The organism is Arthrobacter sp. 01N442 (genome assembly GCF_056399345.1).
On the sequence record NZ_JBFTRD010000005.1, the window covers coordinates 130,345 to 146,146 of the forward strand.

14 protein-coding genes are annotated in these 15,802 nt (G+C 68.6%); 10 read left to right on the forward strand and 4 right to left on the reverse strand.

From position 1 onward, the window contains the following. Positions 1-96 precede the first annotated feature (96 nt). Positions 97-1,857 carry a dynamin family protein gene (locus AC1DNC_RS11830; RefSeq protein ID WP_476862737.1) on the forward strand — a complete coding sequence of 587 codons (1,761 nt, stop codon included), beginning with the start codon at positions 97-99 and terminating at the stop codon, positions 1,855-1,857. Next, positions 1,854-3,503, forward strand: coding sequence for a GTPase (locus AC1DNC_RS11835; RefSeq protein ID WP_476862738.1), 1,650 nt, complete (start codon positions 1,854-1,856; stop codon positions 3,501-3,503). The genes AC1DNC_RS11830 and AC1DNC_RS11835 overlap by 4 nt, the downstream gene beginning before the upstream one ends. Here AC1DNC_RS11835 and AC1DNC_RS11840 read toward each other — a convergent pair. Beyond that, the gene (locus AC1DNC_RS11840; RefSeq protein ID WP_476862739.1) at positions 3,490-4,035 is read right to left on the reverse strand and encodes a DUF1697 domain-containing protein; all 546 of its coding nucleotides are present in this window, start codon (positions 4,033-4,035) and stop codon (positions 3,490-3,492) included. The genes AC1DNC_RS11835 and AC1DNC_RS11840 overlap by 14 nt on opposite strands. A 40-nt stretch (positions 4,036-4,075) precedes the next feature. Then, positions 4,076-4,795 carry an IclR family transcriptional regulator gene (locus tag AC1DNC_RS11845; RefSeq protein ID WP_175322958.1) on the reverse strand — a complete coding sequence of 240 codons (720 nt, stop codon included), beginning with the start codon at positions 4,793-4,795 and terminating at the stop codon, positions 4,076-4,078. A 160-nt stretch (positions 4,796-4,955) separates the two neighbouring features. Here AC1DNC_RS11845 and leuC point away from each other — a divergent pair, with 160 nt between their 5' ends. Continuing rightward, the gene (gene leuC / locus AC1DNC_RS11850) at positions 4,956-6,410 is read left to right on the forward strand and encodes a 3-isopropylmalate dehydratase large subunit (protein WP_476862740.1); all 1,455 of its coding nucleotides are present in this window, start codon (positions 4,956-4,958) and stop codon (positions 6,408-6,410) included. 58 nt (positions 6,411-6,468) lie between these two features. Continuing rightward, on the forward strand, positions 6,469-7,071 hold the full coding sequence (gene leuD, locus AC1DNC_RS11855; RefSeq protein WP_476862741.1) for a 3-isopropylmalate dehydratase small subunit: 603 nt from the start codon (positions 6,469-6,471) through the stop codon (positions 7,069-7,071). Between the two features lie 256 nt (positions 7,072-7,327). On the opposite strand, the gene AC1DNC_RS11860 is transcribed toward leuD, so the two are convergent. Beyond that, on the reverse strand, positions 7,328-8,806 hold the full coding sequence (locus AC1DNC_RS11860; RefSeq protein ID WP_476862742.1) for an HNH endonuclease: 1,479 nt from the start codon (positions 8,804-8,806) through the stop codon (positions 7,328-7,330). 297 nt (positions 8,807-9,103) lie between these two features. Here AC1DNC_RS11860 and AC1DNC_RS11865 point away from each other — a divergent pair, with 297 nt between their 5' ends. The 5 genes from AC1DNC_RS11865 (at position 9,104) to AC1DNC_RS11885 (ending at position 14,108) form a co-directional block, all read left to right on the forward strand. Beyond that, entirely contained in the window at positions 9,104-9,613 is a 510-nt protein-coding gene (locus AC1DNC_RS11865) for a TspO/MBR family protein (protein ID WP_476862743.1), read from the forward strand. Between the two features lie 137 nt (positions 9,614-9,750). Then, a complete protein-coding gene (gene murA, locus AC1DNC_RS11870) occupies positions 9,751-11,076 on the forward strand; it encodes a UDP-N-acetylglucosamine 1-carboxyvinyltransferase (protein ID WP_476862744.1) in 1,326 nt (441 codons plus the stop codon). A gap of 10 nt (positions 11,077-11,086) precedes the next feature. Then, positions 11,087-11,899: a lysophospholipid acyltransferase family protein gene (locus tag AC1DNC_RS11875; protein WP_476862745.1), complete on the forward strand. Its 813-nt coding sequence runs from the start codon at positions 11,087-11,089 to the stop codon at positions 11,897-11,899. Then, the gene (locus AC1DNC_RS11880; RefSeq protein ID WP_476862746.1) at positions 11,896-12,957 is read left to right on the forward strand and encodes an NAD(P)H-dependent glycerol-3-phosphate dehydrogenase; all 1,062 of its coding nucleotides are present in this window, start codon (positions 11,896-11,898) and stop codon (positions 12,955-12,957) included. Before AC1DNC_RS11875 ends, AC1DNC_RS11880 begins: the two co-directional genes overlap by 4 nt. Positions 12,958-12,959: 2 nt before the next feature. Continuing rightward, complete coding sequence (locus AC1DNC_RS11885; RefSeq protein ID WP_476862747.1) at positions 12,960-14,108, forward strand: D-alanine--D-alanine ligase family protein; 1,149 nt, start codon at positions 12,960-12,962, stop codon at positions 14,106-14,108. A gap of 29 nt (positions 14,109-14,137) precedes the next feature. On the opposite strand, the gene AC1DNC_RS11890 is transcribed toward AC1DNC_RS11885, so the two are convergent. Then, entirely contained in the window at positions 14,138-14,641 is a 504-nt protein-coding gene (locus AC1DNC_RS11890) for a DUF3515 domain-containing protein (RefSeq protein WP_476862748.1), read from the reverse strand. Positions 14,642-14,789: 148 nt separating this feature from the next. On the opposite strand from AC1DNC_RS11890, the gene thiL reads away from it, so the two are divergent. Then, on the forward strand, positions 14,790-15,794 hold the full coding sequence (gene thiL / locus AC1DNC_RS11895) for a thiamine-phosphate kinase (protein WP_476862937.1): 1,005 nt from the start codon (positions 14,790-14,792) through the stop codon (positions 15,792-15,794). Positions 15,795-15,802 lie beyond the last annotated feature (8 nt).

The following is a 15,802-nucleotide window of genomic DNA, read 5'->3' on the forward strand; positions in this document are numbered from 1 at the left end:
CCCGGGCATCAGCCCGGGGCCGTTTTTTGTTGTCACCGCCAACCACCCGGACGCAAGCGGCACCGCCCTGGGAAGCGTAGCTGGCATGATGAGGCTGTGAGCTCCAACGAAAGCAACCGCCGCCCCGGGCCGCAGACGCCCGCCGCGCGGCAAGCTGCCGCCGTCGAACTGCTCGAGTCGGTACGGCGTGAACTGTCAGCGGTGTCGCTACCCCTGGCCCTCCCCGGGGCCGATGCCGCGCGGCTCGACATCCGCCAGGTCCTGGCCCAACTGGATGACTACATCCTGCCCCGGTACCGCAGCCTGGAGGCTCCGCTGCTCGCCGTCGTCGGCGGGTCAACCGGTGCGGGCAAGTCCACCCTGGTCAACGCTCTTGTAGGGCACCCGGTGACCCGGGCCGGCGCCATCCGCCCGACCACCCGCCAGCCAATTTTGCTGCACCACCCCGGCGACGCCGAATGGTTTGAGGACCAGCGGGTGCTGCCGAGCCTGAGTCGGATCCGCGGAACGGTGGTCGACGCGCCCCTGCCCGCGCACCAGGCCGCCATCACCTCCCTCGTGCTCGCCGCGGATCCGGCGGTGCCGCAGGGCATCGCGCTGCTTGATGCGCCCGACGTCGACTCTGTTTCGGATGACAACCGCCGGCTCGCCGGCCAGCTCCTGGCCGCAGCCGACCTGTGGGTGTTCGTCACCACCGCCAACCGTTACGCCGACGCCGTTCCCTGGCGCCTGCTGCTGGACGCTGCCTCACGGGACATCATGGTGGCCGTGGTCCTGGACCGTGTCCCGGCGGCAGCAGAGGAGGAGGTCAGCGCAGACCTCCAGGCCATGCTGGCTCGAGAGGGACTGGGCGCGGCGCGGCTCTTCGTCGTGCGCGAGGTGGCGCTTGACTCGATGGGGATGCTGCCGGCTGATGCCGTGGCGCCGCTGAGTAGCTGGCTCCGGGAACTTGCTGCCGACGCTGCCGGCCGGGCCGCGGTAGCCCGCCGGACGCTCAACGGAACGGTCAGGGCGTTGGGCGGCCGGGTCGAGAGCGTCGCGGGCGCCGTGGCCGCCCAGCAGCGCGCTGCCGAGGTACTGGCCAAGGACGCCAGCAGTGCCTATGCGGACGCCGTCGGGCGCATCCTCGACGCAACGCAGGATGGGGCCCTGCTGCGCGGCGAAGTTCTGGCCCGCTGGCAGGATTTCGTGGGTACGGGCGAGTTCTTCCGCGCCATGGAACAAAACATCGGCCGGCTCAGGGACCGGATGGGCGCCTTCTTCCGGGGCGAACCCACCCCGGCCGTGCGGGTGGAGACCGCGATCGAGACGGGCCTGCAGGCGGTCATCCTTGACGAAGCCGCCAACGCCGCCGAAGAAGCCGACCAGCGCTGGCGCTCCGACCCGGCCGGCCGCCAGCTTCTCGGCACCGATGACCTCTCCGGCACCAGCGAGTCCTTCGCCGACGCTGTGGCTGCCGAGATCCGGGCCTGGCAGGGCAGCCTGATGGAACTGATCCGGACAGAGGGCCAGGGCAAGCGCAGCCAGGCCCGCTGGCTCTCCTTCGGCATCAATGGACTTGGCGCGGCGCTGATGATCGTGGTCTTTTCGATGACCGCCGGCCTGACCGGTCTTGAGATCGGCGTGGCCGGCGGTACCGCCGTCGTGGGCCAGCGCGTCCTGGAAGCCGTCTTCGGAGAAGACGCGGTCCGCCGGCTCGCCAAGACGGCACGCGAGGACCTGCAGGCCCGCTGCCAGCGGCTGCTGCAGGCGGAACAGCAGCGGTTCCTGGCCCGGCTTGAGATGCCCGACGGGGTGCCCCCGTCCGCCCTCGCGCAGCACGCCGCGGACCTCGGCCGGCTGGCGGCCTCGGCATGAACCGCCACACCGCCGCCAAGCAGGCCTCGCAGCTGCACCGCAGGCTGGAGGCCCTGAACGAGGCCCGGGAACTCGCGGCGGGCGCCCTGCCGGATGAGACCCTGGAGGAAGTCCTGGCGGTGCTGGACCGCGCGAGTTCCCGCCGCTCGCTCTCGGCAGACCACACTGTGGTGGGCTTCTTCGGCGCCACCGGGAGCGGCAAGTCATCGCTGTTCAACGCGGTCAGCGGCGAGGAAATCGCCACCGCGGCAGCCCGGCGCCCCACCACCTCCGAACCACTGGCCGGCATCTGGGGCGCCGAGGGCAGCGACGGGCTGCTCGACTGGCTGGATGTCCGCGCCCGGCATCACGCCGCGGCAGTCCCTGGATTCGCCGACGAAACCACCGGGCTGATTTTGCTGGACCTGCCGGACTTTGACTCGACGCGCGCCGAAAACCGGGAGATCGTGCAGCGCATGGTGGGCCTCGTGGACGTACTGGTGTGGGTGCTGGATCCGCAGAAGTACGCCGATGCCACCGTGCACAATGACTTCCTCGCCCCGCTGGCCTCACACGCGGCCGTCACGCTTGTGGTGCTCAACCAGGTGGACCGCCTGCCAGAACATGAGATCCGGCCTGTGCTCGAATCCCTGAAGGGCATCCTGGCCCGGGACGGTCTGGGCAAAGTGCAGGTGTTGGGTGCGTCGGCCGTCGTCGGTACCGGCGTCGACAAGGTGCGCTCCGCCATCCGCCAGGTTGTCATGCAGCGGCTGGCGCTCTCGCAGCGGCTCGCTGCGGACGTCGACCGGGCCTCCGCACGGCTCGCCGAGGCCTCCGGCGCGGGCGAGGCCGCGGGCGTGAGGGCTGAGAGCCGGGGCCGGCTGGCCGCGGAGTTGGCCGTCGCCGCCAATGTGCCGCTGGTGGTGGATGCCGTGGCACGGTCCTACCGGCAGGAAGCCACGCGCCGCACCGGTTGGCCGGTGACGCGCTGGTTGGTCCGGTTCCGGCCCGACCCGCTGCGGCGGCTGAACCTGCGGCGGACGGACGCGCGGCCCGAGCTGAACCGCACCTCGCTGCCCCCGGCCGGGGCCCCGGAACGGGCGCGTACCGACGCCGCCGTGCGCGACTTTGCGGACGCCGCGTCCGACGGCGCTCCGGGCCCCTGGCGTGCGGTGATCCGCGGAGCGGCCCGCGAGGGCAGGGAGCGGCTTCCCGACGCGCTGGACCAAGCGATTGCCAGCACAGATCTCAAAGCCGGGCGCGGTTCCTGGTGGTGGACCGCCTTCAACATGGTCCAGTGGCTGGGCCTGGTGGTTGCGCTCGGAGGCCTGGGCTGGCTTGGGGTGCTGGCCGCGTTGGGCTACTTCCAGCTGCCTGTGCCGGAGATTCCCCGGGTGGAGGGCTGGCCTGTGCCCACCGTCATGGTGGCCGGGGGAGTGCTGTTGGGCATCGTGCTGGCCCTCGCGGCGAGATTTATCGCCGCCGCCGCGGCCCGTGCCCGGGCGCGGGTGGCTCGGAAGCGCCTGCACGCTGCCGTGTCCGCCGTCGCGGAGGAACTCGTGGTGGACCCGGTGGAACTGGAGATCAGCCGGCTCATGTCCTTCAACGCCGCTTTGAAATCCGCGGCAGGGTTGATGTTCAACAGGCCTGCGGCTACTCGGCGGTGACTGTTTCCGCGGCGTCGCGGACCTTGACCAGGGTCCGCAGGTTCCGGGTAGTGGTGCTGGCCTTGTACTTGGCCTTGGACGAGAGCTTGCTGAAGGGGCTGTCGAGGGTGCCGCCGGCGGGCGCGAGCCAGGCCATGGCTTCGGGCCCCAGCCGTGTCAGCTCCACGCCCCCAAGGGCGCTCCCGGCGTCGTAGAGCTCGGAAAGTATCCCGGAATTCGAGGAGAGCGTGACGTAGCTGTGCGTCGTGGTGTCGTCCGGGGGATAGGGGCAGGCGGCGACAAGTTCGGCCACGCGGTCGGCGGACAGCACCACCACCCAGGCGTCGTAGCCGAAGGCCCCGCGCAGGCAGGCCTCGAATTCTGCCTTGACCTCCGCTGCCGAAAGCTCGCTGGCGAGCACCACATTGCCGCTGGCCAGCAGGGTTTTCACGGCCGAAAACGGACGCTTCTTCAGGGCCTCTTTGAGCTCCGCCATCTTGATGTTTATCCCGCCGACGTTGACCCCGCGCAGGAAGACCGCATAGCTGTTCATGGCCACAGCCTAGCGGCGCCGGCAGGGAAAGCGGCGACGCTTAGTCGTTGGTCTTGCGCAACGCCTCGGTCAGGACGCGGGCGGCGTTGCAGACGACCTCCGCGTGCAGCCGACCGGGCTGGCGGGTCAGGCGTTCGATCGGACCGGAAATGGAGACTGCGGCAATCACGCGGCCGGATGGCCCGCGGACGGGCGCGGACACGGAAGCGACCCCCGGCTCACGTTCCCCGAGGCTCTGCGCCCAGCCGCGGCGCCGTACTCCGGCCAAGACGGTGGGCGTGAAGCGGGCGGCCTGCAAGCCCTCGAGCAGGCGGTCGTGGTCTTCCCAGGCCAGCAGCACCTGCGCTGCGGAACCGGCCTTCATCGAAAGCTGGGTGCCCACCGGGATGGTGTCCCGCAGGCCGATGGGCCGCTCGGCGGAGGCGACGCAGACACGCCAGTCGCCCTGCCGGCGGAAAATCTGGGCGCTCTCGCCGGTGGCGTCGCGCAGCTGCATCAGCACGGGGCCGGCGGAAGCAATGAGCCGATCCTCCCCGGCGGCGGAGGCGAGCTCGACCAGGCGGCTGCCGAGTACGAACCGGCCCTGGATGTCGCGGCTCACCAGTCGGTGGTGAACGAGCGCCAGCGCAAGGCGGTGTACCGTCGGCCGAGCGAGTCCGGTGGCCGCAACGAGCTGCGCCAGGGTGGTGGGGCCGGCCTCGAGTGCGTCGAGTACATGGGCCGCTTTATCGATGACGCCGACGCCACTAGAATTGTCCATGTAATGATATTGCCGTCTCAATATCTGAGATGCAAATCATTGCGCTGGCATATTTGGCGGCAGTGCTGATTCAGTGGAGATCATCAACCAGCCGGACCGGGACGCGTCGCTAGCAGCGCAGGGCAGTCGCGGGGCAAAACAGCAGTGAAGGGAGCAGGCCGTGGCAAAGACATTGGCCGAGAAAGTCTGGGACGCGCACGTGGTGCGCAAGGGGGACGGCGAAGGCGCCAACGCCCAACCGGACCTCCTCTTCATTGACCTCCACCTCGTGCACGAGGTGACCTCCCCGCAGGCTTTCGAGGGCCTGCGCCTCGCCGGCCGCAAACTGCGCCGGCCGGACCTCACCATCGCGACCGAGGACCACAACACTCCCACGCTGGCCATCGACAAGCCAATCGCGGACCTCACCAGCCGGACCCAGATCGAGACCCTGCGGAACAACTGCAAGGAATTCGGCGTCCGCCTGCACTCCCTCGGGGATGCCGAGCAGGGGATCGTCCACGTGGTCGGCCCGCAGCTGGGCCTCACCCAGCCGGGCATGACCGTGGTCTGCGGCGACTCACACACGTCCACGCACGGGGCCTTCGGCGCGCTCGCCATGGGAATCGGCACCTCCGAGGTGGAGCACGTCATGGCCACCCAGACGCTGTCGCTCAAGCCTTTCAAGACCATGGCAATCAACGTTGAGGGCACGCTGCGGCCGGGCGTGAGCGCCAAGGACATCATTCTGGCCGTCATCGCCAAGATCGGTACCGGCGGCGGCCAGGGCTACGTCCTGGAGTACCGCGGTTCCGCCATCCGGGCGCTCTCGATGGAAGCCCGGATGACCATCTGCAACATGTCCATCGAGGCCGGCGCCCGCGCCGGCCTGGTGGCACCGGACCAGACCACCTATGACTACATGCAGGGGCGCCCGCACGCGCCCCAGGGCGCGGACTGGGACGCCGCCGTCGAGTACTGGAACACGCTGCGGACCGACGATGACGCGACGTTCGACGCCGAGGTGGACCTCGACGCCGACACGTTGGAGCCGTTCGTGACCTGGGGGACCAACCCTGGCCAGGGTGTGTCCCTGTCCGCCAACGTGCCTTCGCCCGCGGACTTCGGCGACGAGAACGCCAAGGCCGCTGCGGAACGTGCCCTCCAGTACATGGGCCTCGAGGCCGGCACGCCGATGAAGGAGATCCGGGTCGACACCGTCTTCCTGGGTTCCTGCACCAACTCCCGGATGGAGGACCTGCGGGCCGCGGCGGACATCATCCGCGGCCGCACCAAGGATCCGGACATCCGGATGCTGGTGGTGCCCGGCTCGGCCCGGGTCCGGCTCGAGGCCGAGGCCGAGGGACTGGACAAGGAGTTCACGGACTTCGGTGCCGAGTGGCGCTTTGCCGGCTGTTCTATGTGCCTCGGCATGAACCCGGACCAGCTGGAGGTGGGGGAGCGCTGCGCCTCAACATCCAACCGCAACTTCGAGGGACGCCAGGGCAAGGGCGGCCGCACCCACCTCGTCTCGCCCGTGGTGGCGGCGGCGACGGCGGTGCGCGGCACGTTGAGCTCGCCGTCGGACCTGGAGCCCGTGACCGAACCCGCCGGCCAGCACGTGGGCGCCGCGTAGCGCTACCCGCCCCGGCCACCTGCCCCGTTTGGCAGACCCAGCTTCAGAAGGATCCGCAATGGAAAAGTTCACCACCCACACCGGCGTCGGTGTCCCGCTGCGACAGAGCAACGTCGACACGGACCAGATCATCCCCGCCGTCTACCTCAAGCGCATCACCCGCACCGGCTTCGAAGACGCGCTCTTCTCGGCTTGGCGTAAAGACCCGTCGTTCATCCTGAACCAGGAACCGTTCAGCGCCGGCTCCGTGCTGGTGGCCGGGCCGGATTTTGGCACGGGCTCCTCCCGCGAGCACGCTGTCTGGGCGCTGAAGGACTACGGCTTCAAGGCAGTGCTGTCCTCCCGGTTCGCAGACATCTTCCGCGGCAATTCGGGCAAGCAGGGCCTGCTCGCCGCGGAACTGGCCCAGGACGACATCGAACTGATCTGGAAGGTGCTGGAAAACGCCCCCGGCACCGAAGTCAAAGTCGACCTCGTCTCCAAGACCGTAGAGTGCGGCAATGTGGTGGCACCGTTTGAGATTGACGACTACACCCGCTGGCGCCTGCTGGAGGGCCTGGACGACATCGGGCTGACCCTGCAGCACGAGGAAGACATCACCGCCTACGAGGCCACTCGGCCGGCATTCAAACCGACGACACTGCCGGCGAAGCTGTCCTGAGTTCCGCGGCTTCATGAGTGCCGCCTCGGGCAATAAGCCCGACGGCGGCACTTTTGCGTGGCCGTGAGCGGCCCAGGGATAGCCTCCTGGTCCCGGACGTCTGGGACGGTTCCGAACTGCAGGCCGAATTCGTTGCCCCCGGGATCACCCCGTGCCGTGGACAAGGCAGCCTGCGGCCAACCACGGGCGTAGGTGCCGTCACATTGATGAGTGTTGCGAGGTCGCGGAATCCTGTGAATGGGTCTGAGCGGCCCGGTTATGCAGCCTGTGGAGTCGCACGGCGGGCGACCACGGTGGCTTTGGCCCGGTGCCTGAACTTTCTGGTCTGGAGCGGAGGCCTTGGAGGCTCCGCGGTATCTCTGTTCCCATCGGAGCGAGGTTGCAGCCTCCTTGTGAGGCTGGTCCCCGGTAGTGGCGGTGCGGTGGAGTAGTAGCTGTGGCCGGTGGGCGCGGTGAGTTGGAGGGTGTGCCGCGCGGGTCCGGTGCGTGGTTGTGCGCTCCAGCCGTGGGCTTCTTTGTTGTGGTTGCAGGCTTCGCAGAGCCCGGCACCGTTTGCTGCTGTGGTTGCGCCGCCGCGGTGCCAGGGGACGATGTGGTCCAGGTGGCGGATGGTGGCGTCGCAGTAGGGTGTCCGGCAGGCACTGTCCCGGGCCTCGATGAACCGGCGCAGCCCGGTCGGGAAGAGCCGGGCGCGCGAGTCCATGGCGACGAGTTCGCCGGTGCCGGGAGCGGTGTAGAGCCGGCGCAGCCAGGTCGCAAAGGTGCGTTCGTCGCCTGCGACGCCCGGGGCGCCAACAGCGCTGACACCCTCCGTTCCGCTCGCGGCGCCGGTGCCCGCATCCTTAATCAGTGCCCGTGCCCACCCCGCGGGGACGATGCCGTAGCCGGGGAGGCGGGCGGGTTCGCTGTCAGCTTGGAACAGGGCGCGGTCGGTCATGATGAGCTGGATTTCGATGCCGCTGAGCCCGCCGGCTTTCCCGGTGATGCGTTCGACCAGGGCGTCGGCCATCAGCGGGCCCCGGGGACGGGCGTCCCCGGCGGCCCGGAGAGCATCCGCGTGCCGGGTGAGCGCGGCGTGCACGGCCATGCCCTGGCTGACCGGCAGCAGGGCGGTGAGGTAGCACATGGTGTCCGGTGCCGGGCGGAGGCTGACGTGGCGTTCGGTTTCGGCGTGGGCGGCGCGCTGGGTGATGGAGCGCGGGTCCCGCCGGTACGCGGCGGCACGGGCCGCGGCGACGATGGCGCGGTCGCCCGCGCCGGTGAATGTCCCGGCGTCGGAAGCGAGTTCTTCGTCGACGGCGGCCCGGTCGGTCGCGGACAGGCAGGCGGTCTCGCGGACCAGGAGGGTGGCGCGCCATTCGTTGAGCTGGCCGGTTTCCAGGGCGGCGAGTGTGTGCGGCATCTCGGTGACGAGGGCATTGGCAAGGCCCAGGAGTCGGCCGCCCTTGGCGGGGGATTCGCGCCGGGCTAGGGCGATCTGCGCGCCGACGCCGGTGCCGAGTTGGTCGGCGGGAACGCCGGCAAGGGATTGTTCGCGGCGCTGGAGAAGGTCGAAAGCGACGGCGTCCCGGGCCTGTCGGGCGCCCAGGGCTGACTTCAGGTCCTCCAGCTCGCGTGTCTCGTCGATGAGGGCCGCGGCGCTGGCCGGGGCGGGGATTCCGGCCAGGATCCGCGCGAAGTCCGCGACCGTCACGCCTTCCGCCGGAGCCACGTCGGGCTCTCGCTTGCCGTCCATAAAAACACGCTACAGGTCACCCCTGACAATTTTAGTTCAGCAGCCGGAACGCTTGGCGGGTTACGGAGATGCAGGCCAGCCGCACCGGTGAAGTGGCCCGTTGGGAATCGACGGCCCGGGTCCAGTGTGACGGACCGCGACATATGCCGGCATCTACCGAATCAGCGTACGGTGGCCAAGCCAGCGGTCCCTGCAACGGACGTATTATCGGCCTTACGGGGAGACCCTGCCCGGGGGGAGAGCTTGCCCCGGAGAGGCCATCCCGCAAAAAGCGACGCGGAACAAGAAGGAGCAGCGATGAAACTCATGACCGTGGTGTGGACGGCGGCCGCGACGGCTGCGACAGCAGCGGCCGGTGGATTGGCGACGGACCCTGACGGCGCCTGGTATCGGCGGCTCCGCAAACCTGATTGGCAACCGCCAGCCATTGCATTTCCTGTGGTTTGGACAGCGCTGTACGCGGACCTCGCCGTGAGCTCCGCCGTCGCGCTGGATAGCAGCGACGGGGCCGATGACGCCGGCAGCACCACGAGGCAACAGGAACTAACTGCCTACCGCTCCGCTTTGGTAGCCAATCTCGTCCTCAATGCGTCCTGGAGTTGGCTTTTCTGGCGGGCGCGGCGGCCATGGCTCGCTGCGGCGGAATGCGCCGTGTTGACGGCGAGCAGCGTCGATCTGGTGCGGCGCACCTACAAACTGGACCGCCGTTCCGGAGTGGCACTTGCCCCCTACGCGGCGTGGTGCGGCTTCGCTACAGCGTTGTCGACGGCGGTGGCGCACCTCAATGCCGGAAAGACGGCGAACTGATTGACGGCCCAGCTTCGGGCGAGAGATTCCGCACGGCCTGCTTCGCGCCGTATTTCGGATCGGTAACGCTAGCTCCTATGCTTAGCTGGAGCCTTTGTAAGGATTTGGGGGGCGAGTAGTCGTGAGGAAACTGGTAAATGAGTAGTGTTCTGACAATCCGCGGAGGCGTCCCGCTGACCGGCCGCGTCACCGTTCGGGGGGCCAAGAATCTTGTCCCCAAGGCGATGGTTGCCGCCCTGCTGGGCAATGAGCCGTCCGTGTTGCGCAACGTTCCCGAAATCAAGGACGTTGAGGTTGTCACCAGCCTGCTCCAACTTCACGGCGTCACGGTGGACAAGGACCCCGTTACCGGGGACCTGACACTGGACCCGACCAACGCCAAGACGGCCTCGCACACGGCCATCGACGCGCACGCCGGTGACTCCCGCATCCCGATCCTGCTCTGCGGACCCCTGATCCACGCCATCGGCGAGGCCTTCATCCCCGACCTTGGCGGCTGCAAGATCGGTGACCGCCCCATCGACTACCACCTCAACGTGCTGCGCCAGTTCGGCGCCGTCGTGGAGAAGCGCCCGGGCGGGATCCACATCTCCGCGCCGAACGGCCTCAAGGGCGCCAAGATCGCGCTGCCCTACCCGTCCGTTGGAGCGACCGAACAGGTCCTGCTCAGCGCCACCCGGGCCGAAGGCATCACCGAGCTGTCCGGCGCGGCCACCGAACCGGAAATTGTCGACCTCATCGCCGTGCTGCAGAAGATGGGCGCAATCATCAGCGTCCAGACCGACCGCACCATCCGGATCGAGGGTGTGCAGGACCTGGGCGGCTACAACCACCGTGCCCTCTCCGACCGCAACGAATCCGCGTCCTGGGCCTCGGCCGCCCTGGTGACCCGAGGCGACATTTTCGTCGAGGGTGCCACGCAGCGGGACATGATGACCTTCCTGAACACCTACCGCAAGGTGGGCGGCGGCATGGACATCGGTGAGGACGGCATCCGCTTCTACCACCCCGGCGGAAAGCTCAACCCGCTGGTGCTGGAGACCGACGTCCACCCCGGCTTCATGACCGACTGGCAGCAGCCGCTGGTGGTGGCCCTGACCCAGGCCGAGGGCGTCTCGATCGTGCACGAGACCGTGTACGAAAACCGCTTCGGCTTCACCGACGCCCTGATCCGGATGGGCGCCAGCATCCAGGTCCACCGCGAATGCCTCGGCAGCGTCCCCTGCCGGTTTGGCCAGCGGAACTTCCTGCACTCGGCCGTCATCTCCGGGCCGACGCAGCTCAAGGGCGCCGACATCGACGTGCCCGACCTGCGTGGCGGCTTCAGCCACCTCATCGCCGCGCTGGCCGCGACCGGGACCTCCAAGGTCACGGGCATCGACATCATCAACCGGGGCTACGAGCGCTTCACCGAGAAGCTCGCCGGTCTGGGCGCCGACTTCGACATCACGTCAGCCCGATAGCGGGGACCACGTGAAGGAAACGGCCAAGAGCCACATCACCTTTGTCATCGTGGCCGGCATCGTCCGGCCTGTCATGAACCTGCTGATGAATAAGAAGTGGGAGGGCCTGGAGAAGCTTCCCGCCGGCGGTTTCATCGCCGTGCCCAACCACTGCACCGAGATCGATCCGCTGGTGATCGGGCACATGCTCTTCAACCAGAACAGGATGCCGCACTTCCTGGCCAAGGGCAGCCTGTTCAAGGTGCCGGTACTGGGTTCGGTGCTCCGCAACACCAAGCAGGTCCCAGTGGAGCGCTCGACGGCGGGCGCCAACCGTTCGCTGCAGATCGCCAGGGAGGTCGTAGACGAGGGTGGTGCCATCATCATTTACCCTGAGGGCACGCTGACACGCGACCCTGAGCTGTGGCCCATGAAGGGCCACACCGGTGCGGCCCGGATGGCGCTGGAAAGCGGTATCCCGGTGGTCCCGATGGCCCACTGGGGCGCCCATGAAGTCTTTCCGCGCTATGCCAAGCGCTTCCATGTGTTCCCCCGCAAGACCTCACGGGTGCTGGTGGGCGACCCGGTGGACCTCAGCGCTTTTGCCGGACGTCCCCTGGACAAGGCGACGCTGACCGAAGCGACAAGCGTGATCATGGACGCCATCACCGAACTGCTCGCGACCCTGCGCGGCGGACAGCCGCCGCTGGTGCGCTGGGACCCCTCGGCGCACAACCAGTCCACCCACGGGCGCTTCATCGAACGTGGCGGGCACAGCGGCGGAGCCGCCGAGGGCACAGATACAGACACCGACGCCGGCGCCGCAACGGACGGCACCAAGTGACGGCAGAGCTTCCCAAGCTGGATGCCTCCAGCTCGGCCAAGAGCGTTGCCGTGCTCGGTGCCGGATCCTGGGGTACCACCTTCGCGAAGATCCTGGCCGACGCGGCCACGGCCTCGGGCGTCGAACGCAGCGTCCGGCTTTGGGGCCGGCGCGCCGCCGTCGTGGACCAGATCAACAGCGAGCACCGCAACGAGCAGTACCTCAAAGGCATCGCCCTGCCCGCCAGCATCACTGCCTCCACGGACGTGGCCGAGGTACTCGACGGCGCGGACCTGGTGGTCCTGGCCGTCCCTGCCCAGACCCTCCGGCCCCAGTTGCGCGAGTGGAAGCACCTGATCGGACCCGACGCTCTGGTGGTCTCCCTGATGAAGGGTCTGGAACTGCACACGGATGCCCGGATGAGCGAGGTGGTCTGCGAGGAGCTGGCCATTCCCGCCGAGCGCGTCGCCGTGGTGTCCGGTCCCAACCTGGCCATGGAAATTGCCCGTGAGGAGCCGACGGCGTCCGTCGTCGCCTGCACGGACGACGCCGCCGCAGGCTGGATGGCCCGCAGCTGCACGGCACCATACTTCCGCCCATACACGACGTCGGATGTGGTGGGCGTCGAAATCGGCGGCATCGTCAAGAACATCATTGCCCTGGCCGTAGGCATCTGCGAGGGCAAGCAGATGGGCGACAACACCAAGGCTTCGGTCATCACACGCGGCCTGGCCGAGACGTCGCGGCTGACGCTGGCCCTCGGCGGCGAGGCCCGGACCATGGCCGGGCTCGCCGGGCTGGGCGACCTCGTCGCCACCTGTTCCTCCGCGCTCTCGCGGAACCACACGGCCGGACGGTTGCTCGGAACCGGCCTGAGCCTGGAGCAGGTCGCGGCCGAAATGACGCAGACCGCCGAAGGCATCAAATCGGCGCAGGCCGTGCATGAACTAGCCGGCAAGCTCGGCGTCGAGATGCCCATCACGGCCGCCGTCGTCGCGGTTCTGGCCGGAAAACTGTCCGTCGACGAACTGGGACCGCTGCTGCTGTCCCGGGACCTGAAACCCGAAGGCGATTACTGAGAGTGTCGGAAAAGAATTTGACTACAGAGGCACAATCCGACCAATCCAGGCCCCGGGTGGCGGTGCTGTTCGGCGGCCGCTCCAGCGAGCACGCGGTCAGCTGCGTCACCGCGGCCGGGGTCCTCGGCGCGATTGACCAGACCAAGTACGAGGTGATTCCGATTGGGATCGCCAAGACCGGCCAATGGGTGCTGGCCTCCGGCGACCTCAAGCAGTGGTCGCTGTCCGCATCCTCGCTGCCGGAGGTGGCGCCGTCGGACCAGACCGTGACGCTGGCCGAGATCAGCGGGGAACACCAGCTGATCGTCGCCTCCCCGAACCAGGTCCCGCAGGAGCTGGGCTCGGTGGACGTGGTCTTCCCGCTGCTGCACGGACCGTTCGGCGAGGATGGCACCATCCAGGGGCTCCTGGAGCTCTCCGACACCCGCTACGTGGGGGCCGGCGTGCTCGCCTCCGCCGTCGGCATGGACAAGCACTACATGAAGGTGGTCTTCGAGTCCGCCGGGCTGCACGTGGGGCCCTACATCGCCGTCACGGACCGGCAGTGGCTGACCGATCCCGAACAGGTGCGCAAGCGCGTGGATGCCCTTGGCTTCCCGGTCTTCGTCAAGCCTGCCCGGGCGGGCTCCTCGATGGGCATCTCCAAGGTGGATTCGCTCGAGGGACTGGACGCCGCAATCGAGGCCGCCCGGGAACACGATCCGAAACTCGTGATCGAGGCCGGCATCGTCGGCCGCGAGATCGAATGCGCCGTGCTGGAGGGCCGCGGCAACCATGCTCCCCGGACCTCGATGCCGGGCGAAATCTCGGTTGCCGGCGGCGGCCACGATTTCTACGACTTCAACGCCAAGTACGTCGAGGACGACGCCGCTGCGCTCAGCTGCCCGGCCGACCTCCCCGAAGAGGCCATCGCCCGGGTCCGCGAGCTTGCCGCCGTCGCGTTCGACGCCGTCGGCGCCGAGGGCCTGAGCCGGGTGGACTTCTTCTACACGCCCGAGGGTGAACTGATCATCAACGAGATCAACACCATGCCCGGGTTCACGCCCAAGAGCATGTACCCGCAGATGTGGAAGGCCTCGGGACTGGGCTACGCGGAGCTGATCGACGAGCTCATCTACCTGGCGCTGCACCGCAAGACCGGGCTGCGCTAAAAGCGAGGCCGAGATACCTGCCCGCCGGGCTACTTGCCGGCAGGCAGGTTCTGCAGATCCTCCTGGCCGACGCACTTGCGCGTGGCTTTGATCTTCGAGGCCGGGGACGCGAGCTCGGCCAGCACCGTGGCCGAGCTGATCTTGTTGGGATCCATCAGGATTTCCGTGGCGGGTTCGCGCCCGAAAGTGGTCAGCGTCCAGACCGGGTTCCCCTCCTTGATGACCCAGTCGACGCCGTTCACGCTCACGCAGCGGTCCGTGGTGGGTCCGGGGACGTTGACGCCGCAGCGCAGGACCACCAGCGAAGGGTCACCCCATGCCGCCGTCGCCTGGCTGTTGGTCTTGCGCAGCTTCGCGTCACCAAGGCTGTCCGGCAACGCGAGCATCATGGGCGCGCAGGCCGCGTTCGCTGCGTCTTTGGCGGGCGCGACGTCCACGGCGGGGGAGCAGGCGCTGAGCGCGAGCCCGGCCGCGGCGGCGGTTGCCAGAAGACGAAGTGGACGACGGGAACCGTGCGGGCGGAGCAGCTGCATCCATCCAGCCTATCCCGGCTGCGGCGGCCATCCGGACGCTTCGGAGCGACCCGACGCCTCCCTTGTCAGAGCCTCGCGGTAGCGTAGGGCTGTGCCCGAACCACTGACGCAAAAGCCCCAAAACCCCGAGGCCCGGAACCCCGACGCCCTGACCGTGGCCGAACTCTCCGAGTCGGAACTGCTTGCCCGGATCTTCCCGCGGCTCCACGGCGGGGACAGCAGTGCCCTGTTGCTGGGACCCGGCGACGACGCCGCGATCGTGGCAGCGCCGGACGGCCGGACAGTGGTCAGCATCGACACCCAGGTTGTGGACCAGGACTTCCGGCTGGAATGGAACAACGGCTACCGCACCACCGGCTACGACGTCGGCTGGAAGGCCGCCGCCCAGAACCTCAGCGACATAAATGCCATGGGGGCGCGTGCCACCTCGATGGTTGTCAGCCTGACCATGCCCCCGCAAACCCTCGTGTCCTGGGTGGAGGACTTCGCCGACGGGATGAGTGCCGGGATCCGCGAATTGGGCGCGCCGGACTGCGCGGTAGCCGGCGGGGACCTGGGCCGGGGCCGCGAATTGGCTGTCAGCGTCGCCATCCTGGGCACGCTCGACGGCCACGCGCCAGTGCTGCGCTCGGGCGCCCGTGCGGGTGACACCCTCGCACTCGCTGGCACCGCCGGACGCGCCGCCGCCGGACTAGCCCTGCTGGAATCCGCCATCCCCGTAGGGCGCCTGACCCCGGAGCAGCGTGCCTTGATGGACACCCAGTGCCGCCCCCTGCCGCCACTCGCGGCGGGTCCGCTGGCCAGGAACGCCGGCGCCAGCGCGCTGATGGACATCTCCGACGGACTGGTCCGGGACGGGGCCCGGATGGCCGCGGCCAGCCACGCCGTCCTGGACCTGGATCCCGGCGCACTGAAAGAGCTGGGCGCGCCCCTTAAGCCGGCCGCCTCCCTGCTGGGGACGGATCCAATGGATTGGGTCCTTGGCGGCGGCGAGGACCATGGCCTGCTTGCTGCCTTCCCGGCCGGCGTTCAGCTGCCTCACGGTTTCACTGCGATAGGCTCGGTAGGAGCCTCTGCACCAACGGACAGCACAGGCGTCACGATAGCGGGCCGGCCCGCTGACACTGTGGGATGGGATCACTTTGCAGACTAAGATTGCCG